This window comes from Serratia proteamaculans (genome assembly GCF_004684015.1).
Lineage (GTDB): Bacteria > Pseudomonadota > Gammaproteobacteria > Enterobacterales > Enterobacteriaceae > Serratia > Serratia proteamaculans_F.
The window spans coordinates 332057-343280 of record NZ_SRIA01000018.1; the positions used below are offsets into that span (position 1 = coordinate 332057).

Sequence of the window (11224 nt, forward strand, 5' to 3'; positions counted from 1 at the left end):
CTGTCTCGATAATAAGAGTGAAAGAACCCGCTTAAATGGGGCTTGGCATTGATTTCTTACTGAGGAGCGATTGGCTGAACAGACTGGCTAATAAGGCGAGCATGCCGGCGGCCAGAGCGATCCAGGCGACCTGGGCAGCCCCTGTTTGATCTGAAAGTTGCCCGCCAACCGAAACGCCGAAGGAGAAACCCAGCCACCCGGCGCTTGAAAGCCAGGAAAACCCTTCGGATAAACAGCCTTTCGGCGTTAACGATTCCAGCAGGTTACTGCAGGTGATTAATAACGGCGCCACCGATAAACCGGCGATGAAAGCAGACAACCCCATAACGATCGGGGAACTGGTGAAAACCAGCGGAACAGTGCCTGCGAAAAGCGTGGCGGAAGTGAGCAACAGCAGCCGTGGCTGCGGGATAGACCAGTTCATGGCGCCATAGCAGAGCCCCCCAACCAGGCTGCCCCCGGCACAAATCGACAGCAGCACCCCGGCAAGAGTGGGATTGCCCACCTCTTTGGCAAAGGCGATCATCATTACATCAATCGAGCCAAGGAAGATCCCCACCGCTGCATAGGAGACCATCAGGCTGCGCACCCAGACCATGCTAATAGCCCGGCGGTTTTTTTCGTCGACCTTCTGCACAATAACCGGCTCTGAACGCCGATGCAGCACCAGTGCCATCGAGCCACTGAAGGTGAAGATGGCACATAAAACCAACCCCGCAGCGGGGTGCAATACCGTGGCTAACACAATGGCGACCAATGGGCCCAACAAGAAAATAATCTCGTCGAGGACGGTTTCTAATGCATAGGCGGTTCGCAGAGCCTCATCGGTGACCATCGCCGCCCAACGGGTACGAATAAAGCCATCTACCGGTACGGATGAACAACCAATACCAATAGCCGCGGCCATAATCAGCCATAAATGGGCATTAAGAAACACCAGACCAATCAGTAAGGCTATAGCGATAATGTGAAAGCAACTGGTGGCAATAAGCACTTTTCGCTGGCTGAATCGGTCAGCAAAGCCCCCCAATATCGGGCTGGCCAAAGCCTGGGTAATCATTAAGGTTCCGGCGACGGTACCTGCGATCCATAACGAATTGGTCGTGGCAGAAAGCAGCATAATGCAGCTGATAGATCGCATTGCTACCGGAAAGCGCAGCAATAAACCAAACAACGAAAGCGCAGCATGTCCGGGGCCGGACAGTAATCGGGTATAGGAACCAAAACTGAATTTAGACTCAACCGCATTTGTTTCCATAAAGGACTCTCGTTAAAAATATCGCTTATACCCAGGCAATTAAATATATTCGTTAGAATATATCCACCCATCGATTAGATTAAATGCGCACAATAGAGATAATAATTTAATTATTCACACACAATGATCCGAGGGAGTGAAAACACGCCCCAAGATTAATTTTCCCCATACTAAATATGCACCCCAAGGTTTATAAATTTATTTAATGTGATGGGCATTAAGAATTAGCAACGCTAATGAGTATTAGCAAGAGCATTTTTGCATCACATTGATGCGTTATTGCATTATCTAGATAATATAACCAGTTAGCGATAAAATAATGACCGAATATAATTTTTATTTCGTTAAACTCACCATTTTAAGAAAAATTTGTTGGCGCTCTGGTGCATCCGAGTGCCAGAGCAAGAAACTGTGCTGTAATCGACAACTTTCTTATCTAATAAAGCCAAGTTTTGTTGCTGTGGTTTACTTATGATGAAGGTTTAGTGCGCAGGAGCATCGGCTCTGACATTTGACACTACACGAGGAGAAAAGCATGGCTACAGGCATTGGCGGTTGTACGGCGCAACAGGCCCTGGAACAGTTGCAACCGTTAACGGAGAATCCGCCTGAAATCGTCGCCGATGAGTATCGGCAACGCATTCAGCATGCACAGCGCCTGATGCGCGAAAACGGTATCGACGCCTGTTATGTCAACGCCGGCAGTAATCTGCGCTATTTTACCGGCACTCAATGGTCGGCTAGCGAACGTATGGTCGGCGCGGTGATCCCGGCCGAAGGCGAAATCGCTTATATTGCCCCCTGGTTTGAGATTGGCACCTTCCAAGACGCCCAGGTGATTGAAGCAGAAATCTTTAGCTGGCATGAGGAAGAAGATCCCTACCGGTTGTTCTTCACCCTACTGGCCTCTCGCGGGCTGACAGGCCCACGCCAGGTGGCGATTTGCGAAACGGCTTCGGTCACCCTGTTCCTCGGCCTGCAACAATATGCCGGCGATATCAGGCTGATCAGTGCCCAGCCGATCACCGGCCATTGCCGCAGCCGTAAATCGGCGACGGAAATCGCGCTGATGCAAACCGCCAATAATATTACGCTACGGGTGCAGCAGGCTGCGGCCAGCATATTGCGCCCAGGCATCACCGCCAGCGAACTGATCGACTTCGTCGATAAAGCCCACCGTAAAATGGGCACCAGCGGTTCATACTTCTGTATTGCACTGTTCGGATCCGATAGCGCTTTTCCACATGGCGTGAAACAACCTAACCCGCTGCAAAACAACGATATTGTGCTGCTCGATACCGGCTGCCGCTATAAGGGCTACCTGTCCGATATCACCCGTACCTATGTGTACGGTGAAGCCAACGAACGGCAACGTTTCGCCTGGCAGGCGGAGCATGAGGCGCAGGCCGCCGCTTTTGCCGTTATCGCACCGGGCGTGCCCTGCCATAAAGTGGATGACGCAGCACGCGATGTGCTGGTCTCCTATGGTTTTGGGCCGGACTACCAATTGCCGGGCCTGCCGCATCGCACCGGGCACGGTATCGGGCTGGATATTCATGAAGCCCCGTATCTGATCCGCAAACAGCAGCAACCGCTCGATGTGGGCATGTGCGCCAGCATCGAACCCATGCTGTGCCTGCCGGGTGAGTTTGGTATCCGCCTTGAAGATCATTTTTACGTCACAAGCGAAGGCGCACGCTGGTTTACCCCACCGGCCAAATCCATTGATAACCCATTTGATTTAGTCAGCTGATCATCCCCTGGGCGGCAGTGCCGCCCAGATTAAAATATAATATTAATACCGAACATGTTTAATAAAACCATTTAGTTATATAGCTTAGTGCAACCAGTAATTAATTTTAAATTTCTCGCTACTTGTGTGAAATAACTCTTGATATAAAAATAGTTGTGAGTTAAAAACTAATCGTCCCTTTCAAAGATGAATATAACAATAAATTATACCTTCAAATGGAGTTGATGATGAAAACAATTGATATAGCTCTGCCAGACCAGAATTTTTACTTAAACAATTAACACAAGCCTCATGAAAAGAACATACTGGACAATATCAGTTTTAATTGGGATGGTTTTATCCTCTGTTTTATTAGCGGGTGCAGGCATCGGCGTTGATTATCTTTACTCTGCGCCAGAAAAAATCTCAAAACTCATCGTTGCCGTGTTCTTTTCACTTTCCATTATTGTTTCTATATATAAAGTCATCTGTGTAGTTTTCAAAAAAGAATAGATGAAACCGCCCAACATATGAGAATATGCGTGGGCGGTTTATTTTTATGCTGAATAAATTAATGGAGTGAAATAAATGAGGAAAATAATTAGACCCGCAATTGTCTTCCTGGCAATCATTGCCACGGCCCCTTTTCTTAGCGGTATCAGGGGCGAGACTTCTGCTTTAGGTTTCTCCGCTCCCTTGGGGGCCTCCACATTTGTCATTACTCTCGCCACCTTTTACGCTTTTGTCACCTTTTCATTAAAAATCTTTGATTTTTTTGAGAAAAAATAAGTTACCCCCAAGCGGTTACAGCAGCAGCGCCAGTTCCATTGCCGTGCGTTGCAGCTGTGGCAGCACTCGCTCACGTAACTCCGCCGCCGAAATTTGCGAAGCATTGACCCCCACGTTCATCGCCGCCACCACACCGCCCTTGCGGGAATGCATCGGTACCGCGATAGAGCGCAGGCCAATTTCCAACTGTTGATCGTTAATGGCGTAGCCTTGCCGACGCACTTTAGCCAACTGTTCACGCAGTTGATCGGCGTTGGTCACGGTGAACTCGGTCAGCGCTTCAAAGCTCACCCGCGACAGATAATCGTCCAACTGTTCTTCGTTCAGCGCGCTGAGCAAGACCAGCCCCATCGACGTCGCGTAGGCCGGCAGGCGACTGCCGCGCCCCAGATCGATAGTCATAATACGTTTCACTGAAGCGCGGGCGATATACAGGATATTGTCACCGTCCAGCGTCGCTACCGAGCAGGATTCATTCAGCAGCTTGCTGAGATAGTCCAGCGAGTTCTGCGCCGCTTTCGCCAGCTCGGAAGAAGAAAGATAGGCGTGCCCGATAGTCAGCACGCGTGGCAGCAGCCGGTAATGGCGGCCGTCAGGACAGTGCACAAATCCCAGCGCACGCAGGGTGTACAAGCAACGACGCACTGCCGCACGGGGAATAGCGGTAATTTGACTGATTTCAGAAACCGACATTTGTGAATACTGCGGCTGGAAAGCCTGTAGCACCTCCAGCCCTCTGGCTAACGACGCCATAAAATTGGGATCGCCCTTATATTGATCGTTGCTTAACTCCCCGATCTCCTGCAACCGACGCAGTTCTCCAGCACCAGATTCCGACACATCACTCATCCTGACCTCCGACTCAATATAGTTATCCGTATCACAGAATTGATAACCAAAAGATTAATGTTTCGATAATCGCACAATACGCTGATATTCGCACTTGTCGCTGTTTTTTTCATCCCTTAAGGTAAATTCAGGCCCATAAGCGTCACGCAGAAATGACCGTTTCGAAACAGGAGAGCAGATGATCGATAAATACGTGGCGTCCATCGATGCCGCCGTCGCCGATATCCCCGATGGCGCGACCATTATGGTCGGCGGTTTTGGCCCGGCGGGTCAGCCCTATGGGCTGCTGGATGCCCTGACTCGCCATCAGCCACGCGGGCTAACGCTTATCAGCAATAACGCGGGCAACGGGGATTTCGGTTTGGCGGCGCTGCTAAAGGCCGGCTGTGTGCGCAAGGTGGTCTGTTCATTTCCGCGCCAGTCGGACTCCTGGGTATTTGATGATTTGTACCGCCGTGGCGAACTGGAGCTGGAGCTGATCCCGCAGGGTAATCTGGCGGCACGCATTCAGGCTGCAGGTTCGGGCCTCGGCGGTTTTTACACCCCGACCGGCTACGGCACCGAACTGGCGCAAGGTAAAGAAACGCGCGAGATCGACGGCAAACACTATGTGTTCGAGCTACCGCTGAAGGCCGATTTCGCGCTGATCAAAGCCGATAAGGCCGATCGCTGGGGTAACCTGCTGTACAACAAAACCGGACGCAACTTTGGGCCGATTATGGCCATGGCGGCCGCCTGCACCATTGCCGAAGTCAACCGCATGGTGCCACTGGGGGAGTTGGATCCTGAAAATATCATTACGCCGGGGATCTTCGTGCAACGCCTGGTGACTACACCCGATCACTCTGCGCAACCCTCGGCTTAAGGAGCGCCCCCATGACCAAACTCACTCATCAACAGTTGGCCGAACGTATTGCACGCGATATCCCTGAAGGTGCCTACGTCAACCTGGGCATTGGTATCCCCACCCAGATAGCCAACTACCTGCCGGCGGACAAAGAGATCTTTCTGCACAGCGAAAACGGCATTCTCGGCATGGGCCCGGCACCGGCGGCCGGCCAGGAAGATCCCGAACTGATCAACGCCGGTAAACAGCCAGTCACCCTGCTGAAAGGCGGCTGTTTTTTCCACCATGGCGACTCTTTTGCCATGATGCGCGGTGGTCACCTGGATATCTGCGTGCTCGGTGCTTATCAGGTTTCCGAACGCGGCGACCTGGCCAACTGGAGTACCGGCGCACCGGGGGCGATCCCGGCGGTCGGCGGCGCGATGGATCTGGCGATTGGCGCCCGTCAGGTGTTTGTGATGACCGGACACCTGACCAAAAAAGGCGAATGCAAAATTGTCCGCCACTGTACTTATCCCCTGACCGGCGTTGGCTGTATTGATCGCATCTACAGCGATCTGGCGGTGATGGACGTCACTTCTCAGGGCCTGATAGTACGCGAAATATTCGGCGGGCTGACCCCGCAGCAATTGCAAGCAGTTACCCCGGTCGAACTGACCTTTGCCCTTCAGCATGGAGAACCGCCGCATGATCCCCGCCTACCTGTGTGACGCTGTCCGCACGCCTTTTGGCCGATTGAACGGCAGCCTGGCCAGCGTTCGCGCCGACGATCTGGCCGCCCTGCCGCTAAAAGCCTTGCAGGCACGCCACCCACAACTTGACTGGGCGGCAGTGGACGACGTGCTGCTTGGCTGTGCCAATCAGGCCGGAGAGGATAACCGTAACGTGGCGCGCATGGCGTTGCTGCTGGCCGGGCTGCCGGTACAGATCCCCGGTTGTACCCTCAACCGCCTGTGCGGCTCCAGTCTGGACGCCGTGGCGATGGCGGCCCGTGCGATCAAAACCGGCGAAAGTGAACTGATGATCGCCGGCGGCGTAGAAAGCATGTCCCGAGCCCCTTTTGTGATGGGCAAGGCGGAAAGCGCCTTCAGCAGAATGATGAAACTGGAAGACACCACCATGGGCTGGCGGTTTATCAACCCACAGATGCAGGCGCTGTATGGCGTGGAGTCGATGCCGCAAACCGCCGAAAACGTCGCCCTCAAGTTCGGTATTAACCGCCAGGATCAGGACGCCTTTGCCCTGCGCAGCCAGCAACGCACCGGAGCCGCGCAGGAAAGCGGCTTTTTCGCCAACCAGTTGATTGAAGTCAGCGTTGCGCAGAAAAAAGGCGAACCCTTAGTGTTCACTCAGGACGAACACCCGCGCGCCACCACGCTGGAAGCCCTATCGAAGCTGAAACCGGTGGTTAACCCCCAGGGTACGGTTACCGCCGGTAATGCTTCCGGGCTGAACGACGGTGCCTGCGCATTGCTGCTGGCCAGCGAAAGCGGGATGACTCGCCACGGACTGCAACCCATGGCCCGTATTATCGCCAGCGCCGTTACCGGTATTGAGCCTTCGATTATGGGCTTTGCACCTACCCAAGCAGTGCGTAAGGTGTTGAAAATTGCCGGGCTGAACCTCGACCAAATGGACGTGATTGAGCTTAACGAGGCTTTTGCGGCGCAGGCATTGGCGGTGACACGTGAATTGGGGTTGAGCGACGACACCGCGCAGGTGAATCCCAATGGCGGTGCGATCGCCCTCGGTCATCCGCTGGGTGCTTCCGGTGGCAGACTGGTGATGAATGCCGCCTGGCAATTGCAAAAGACGCGCGGCCGCTATGGCTTGTGCACTATGTGTATTGGCGTCGGCCAGGGTATTGCACTGATTATCGAACGAGTATGAGACGGAGAAACAGCATGGATATCGACTATCGCCTTGATGGCCGCGCCGGAGCGCCACTGTTGGTGCTGTCCAACTCGCTCGGTACCACCTTCGACATGTGGCAGGCGCAACTGCCGGCGCTGAGCGAGCATTTTAGCCTATTGCGCTATAACCAGCGCGGGCACGGTGCCACGCCGTTGCCTACGCCTCCGCTGCGGCTTGAGGATCTGGGCCAGGATGTGATCGCCCTGCTCGACCATCTGGATGTGCCAAGCGCCCACTTTTGCGGCATTTCGATGGGCGGCCTGACCGGGTTATGGCTCAACCGCTACCATCCGCAACGCATCAGGCGATTGGTGGTCGCCAATACCGCCGCCCGCATCGGCAGTGCCGAAGGCTGGCAACAACGTGCCCAACAGGTACGCCACTCCGGGCTGGCGCCGATCGCCGCAGCCTCTCCCGCGCGCTGGTTTAGCGAAACTTTTTTACAGCATCATCCTGAACGGGTTGCCCCACTGGTAGCCGGGCTGGCGGCTGGCAATGCAGAAGGTTATGCCACCTGCTGCGATGCACTGGCAGTGGCGGATCTCCGCGCGGAGGTCGTTTCCATGACGCGGCCAATGCAGGTGATTGCTGGAGAACTGGATCCGGTGACTACGGTAGCGGACGCCGAATTCCTGGTTGCCAACGCCCCCCATGCCGAACTGCAACGCTTGCCGGCTTCACACATTTCCAATATTGCCTGCCCGGATCTCTTCAACCGCAGCGTTATCGAGTTCCTTATGGATACATAAGCCCTGGAGTAAGACAATGCATCAAGAAACAGCAAAGCCGCCGTGGCGAATTATAATTATCGCAACGCTGTTTCTCTGGGGGATGAACTATGCCATTAGCATTCAAACGCTCGCAAAGGCTCTCCATCGGCACAGAAATAGAACTTCAATTGGTTGATCTGGAGAACTACGATCTCGCGGACAAAGCCGATTTGGTGGTCACAGATCTTGACGATAATAAACACATCAAGCATGAATTGACCAAATCAATGGTGGAACTTAACAGTTCAGTTCACAACAATATCAACGATTTACATGACGAACTTCGGGAACTGACCGCCCTTGTCTGCAACAGTGCGCAAAAATTCGGCTGTGATATTTGTGGGGGTGGTCGCCATCTGAGCAATGACTGGAGAAAGCAGGTCATTACCGACACCGAGCGTTATCAGCAATTGGGCAGCAGGTTTGGCTATCTGTCCAAACTGGCCTGTGTATTCGGTCAGCATATTCATATCGGGGTCAACGACGGGGACGAAGCGATGTATCTGTGCCACGCTTTAACCCCCTACCTCCCTCATTTCATTGCCCTCAGCGCTTCTTCTCCACTCTACCAGGGAGTAGACACGCTGTTTGCCAGTTCGCGTTTCAGCGCACAGAACTCCTTTCCCAATTATGGCTGCCTGGAACAGATCTACGACTGGGAGCAATTCAACGTCTATTATGAATGCCTGAGCACTGCCGGGGTGATCGACAGCATCAAGGATATTTATTGGGATGCCCGGCCCAAGCCGGAACTGGGTACAGTAGAGATACGTATCTGTGATACCCCACTGCAGATCTCTCACGCCGTGCTGTTGGTAGGTTACTGCCGTCTGCTGGCCGATTTTTTGTTGGCGCACCCTACTGAAATTTCTCCAGAATATTACGCCTTGACCAATTACAACAAAATCAATGCCTACCGCAGTGGTTTTGCGGCTGACTACGTCGTCGTCCCCACGTTGGAGCGCCGCAATTTGAGTGATCATATGCTGAGCACATTGGCAGCGTTACGCACTGATGTCGGCGATCTGGAAACGCAAAGCTTGCTAAACAAAATTGAACGCCACATCCGGCTGGGAATAAACGACTCGGACAGAATTCGCAAAATGTTAAATAGCGGCCTGTCGCAAAAACAGGTTATTCAACGACAGTGCCGTGAACTACTGCAAGCGGTGAGTTAAGTTTCAGCTATTGATTCCATACGCCAAAGCGTCTGTTCATTACGTGCTCTTTGGTTACAATCGTTAGCACTGAAATCCACCGTTTCGAGGGCTAACCAATATGTACAATTTCTCACGTTATCAGGCAAAAGAACTGGCGCTGGCTTATATGAGCGGCAAAAAACACGATCTGTCTCCGCAGGAGTTTCTGCAGCAACTGAAAAGCAGCGAGAAATCGTTCGATTATCTGTTGAAGCACGGCAGCGAACAGCCGCGCGAAGTGTTGGTACAAAGCTTCTGAAAACCCGGTCATAACCGTTATATCACCTGCTTCGCCGGTGGCGAGCCATCTGGCCCGCGTATTCCCGGCTGAACAATTCATGTCCATTCTAACTGAACTTCATTTTTCGTACTGAGAGGCGAATAACTGCAATATTCGTATCCAGAAGCGAATTATTGACATATTCGCATTTAGATGCGAAATTTATCGGTAATTCCCCGCTTCAAAGCAGAAAAAACATGCCAGCCCAAGTCAGCGTAATCACCGGCGATCTGGTCAATTCCCGGCAGTTAGACACCACTCACTACCTTAGCGGCTTAAATGCCCTGCTTAGCCAGCTGCAACAGGCTAAGCTTATTGAGCAGTACGAGATTTTCCGTGGCGATGCCTTTCAGGCCGTGGCCGAACCGCAGTCTGGTTTGCTGCTGGCGGTGTATATCCGCATCGCGCTCAAAGCCATGGACGCCCAACGCTGGGATGCCCGCATCGCTGTCGGCCTGGGGACAAAGCAGGCCCAGAGCGCCGGCTATGGCAGCGCCTTTGTGAATTCGGGTCAGGCACTCGATGGCCTGATGAAAAATTGCCGGCTGGCTCTGAAAAATGATAACGATCAGACCAATGCCATTGTCAGCGATCTGTTGCCAATGTTAGATCATGTGGTTAGCCGCCTTTCGCAGACCGAAGCGCGGATAGTCCAGGCGCGTATCTTCGCCACCTCCAATCAGGAAGTGGCAGAGAAACTGCAAAAGGCCGCCTCTACGGTCTCCGCAACGCTCAAACGCGCGGCCTACGAGGAAATAATGCGATTTATTCACGCGATTAACAGGATCACCTGAATATGGATTTAAGCTACCTGCCCCTGCTGATCTGGTTGCTGATAGCCCACTTGCTTGCCGACTTCCCACTGCAACCGCGTAGTTGGGTTGAAGATAAAATACGTCATCGGGCAGGCTCTCGCTTCCTGCTGCTGCATGCCCTGCTGCACGGCGTGCTGGCCGCCTGGGTCGTGGCCGGTTTTGCTCTGTTGCATGGCGGGATCTCTTCTGCTCAAGTGCTGTTCGCCCTGTTGGTTATTGCCATCAGTCACTGGCTGACCGACCTGCTGAAAGTCACCCTGTTAACCCGCCTCAGCCAGGCACGCGGTTTTCTGCTCGATCAGGGCCTGCACCTGACGGTGATTGTTTTGCTGTGGCTGTTGCTTGTGCCGAATGCCCTCGGCCTGATTAGCGTGCTGGCTAACGCCGCGGCGCGCTGGCAATCCGGGTTGGTGCTGCTGGCTTATTTATTGATTTATATGCCGATGGGCATTCTGCTGGGCCAATTGCTGGCGCGCTGGACACCGCAGATGCCGCCGTCAGCCAAAGCGGATAACGATTCACTGTTACGCGCAGGCAAACAAATCGGTTATCTGGAAAGAACGCTGATCCTGACCTTTGTGCTGATAGGGCAGATCCCGGCGATCGGTTTTTTGCTGGCGGCCAAGTCAATTTTCCGTTTTGGTGATTTGCGCCAAAGTGATGACAAAATGCGTACCGAGTATGTGCTGCTCGGTACGCTGTTTTCCTTTACGCTGACCATTATGCTGGGCCTGCTGGTGAAGAAAATGCTGTAGGGGCGCAGCCTGCTGC

Annotated in this window: 12 protein-coding genes; 10 read left to right on the forward strand and 2 right to left on the reverse strand. The window is 53.2% G+C overall.

Going from position 1 to position 11224, the window contains the following annotated elements:
• Positions 1-31: 31 nt before the first annotated feature.
• A complete protein-coding gene (locus E5C26_RS15385) occupies positions 32-1258 on the reverse strand; it encodes an MFS transporter (RefSeq protein ID WP_135317082.1) in 1227 nt (408 codons plus the stop codon).
• 535 nt (positions 1259-1793) lie between these two features.
• Here E5C26_RS15385 and E5C26_RS15390 point away from each other — a divergent pair.
• Complete coding sequence (locus E5C26_RS15390; protein WP_135317083.1) at positions 1794-3011, forward strand: M24 family metallopeptidase; 1218 nt, start codon at positions 1794-1796, stop codon at positions 3009-3011.
• Positions 3012-3578: 567 nt separating this feature from the next.
• On the forward strand, positions 3579-3779 hold the full coding sequence (locus E5C26_RS15395) for a hypothetical protein (protein ID WP_135317084.1): 201 nt from the start codon (positions 3579-3581) through the stop codon (positions 3777-3779).
• 15 nt (positions 3780-3794) lie between these two features.
• Here the strand turns inward: E5C26_RS15395 and E5C26_RS15400 are convergent, their stop codons facing one another.
• Positions 3795-4628: an IclR family transcriptional regulator domain-containing protein gene (locus tag E5C26_RS15400; protein WP_135317085.1), complete on the reverse strand. Its 834-nt coding sequence runs from the start codon at positions 4626-4628 to the stop codon at positions 3795-3797.
• Between the two features lie 178 nt (positions 4629-4806).
• Here E5C26_RS15400 and E5C26_RS15405 point away from each other — a divergent pair, with 178 nt between their 5' ends.
• From E5C26_RS15405 to E5C26_RS15440, 8 genes are all read left to right on the forward strand, one after another.
• Positions 4807-5493 carry a 3-oxoacid CoA-transferase subunit A gene (locus tag E5C26_RS15405; protein ID WP_135317086.1) on the forward strand — a complete coding sequence of 229 codons (687 nt, stop codon included), beginning with the start codon at positions 4807-4809 and terminating at the stop codon, positions 5491-5493.
• A gap of 11 nt (positions 5494-5504) precedes the next feature.
• The gene (locus E5C26_RS15410; RefSeq protein WP_135317087.1) at positions 5505-6185 is read left to right on the forward strand and encodes a 3-oxoacid CoA-transferase subunit B; all 681 of its coding nucleotides are present in this window, start codon (positions 5505-5507) and stop codon (positions 6183-6185) included.
• Complete coding sequence (gene pcaF, locus E5C26_RS15415; protein ID WP_135317088.1) at positions 6163-7365, forward strand: 3-oxoadipyl-CoA thiolase; 1203 nt, start codon at positions 6163-6165, stop codon at positions 7363-7365. Before E5C26_RS15410 ends, pcaF begins: the two co-directional genes overlap by 23 nt.
• A gap of 14 nt (positions 7366-7379) precedes the next feature.
• A complete protein-coding gene (gene pcaD, locus E5C26_RS15420; protein WP_135317089.1) occupies positions 7380-8138 on the forward strand; it encodes a 3-oxoadipate enol-lactonase in 759 nt (252 codons plus the stop codon).
• A gap of 89 nt (positions 8139-8227) precedes the next feature.
• Positions 8228-9337, forward strand: coding sequence for a YbdK family carboxylate-amine ligase (locus E5C26_RS15425; protein WP_135317090.1), 1110 nt, complete (start codon positions 8228-8230; stop codon positions 9335-9337).
• Between the two features lie 100 nt (positions 9338-9437).
• Positions 9438-9617, forward strand: a complete 180-nt coding sequence (locus E5C26_RS15430; RefSeq protein WP_012145763.1) for a hypothetical protein — start codon at positions 9438-9440, stop codon at positions 9615-9617.
• Positions 9618-9835: 218 nt separating this feature from the next.
• Positions 9836-10432, forward strand: coding sequence for a hypothetical protein (locus E5C26_RS15435; protein ID WP_135317091.1), 597 nt, complete (start codon positions 9836-9838; stop codon positions 10430-10432).
• A 2-nt stretch (positions 10433-10434) separates the two neighbouring features.
• Positions 10435-11208, forward strand: coding sequence for a DUF3307 domain-containing protein (locus tag E5C26_RS15440; RefSeq protein ID WP_135317092.1), 774 nt, complete (start codon positions 10435-10437; stop codon positions 11206-11208).
• Positions 11209-11224 lie beyond the last annotated feature (16 nt).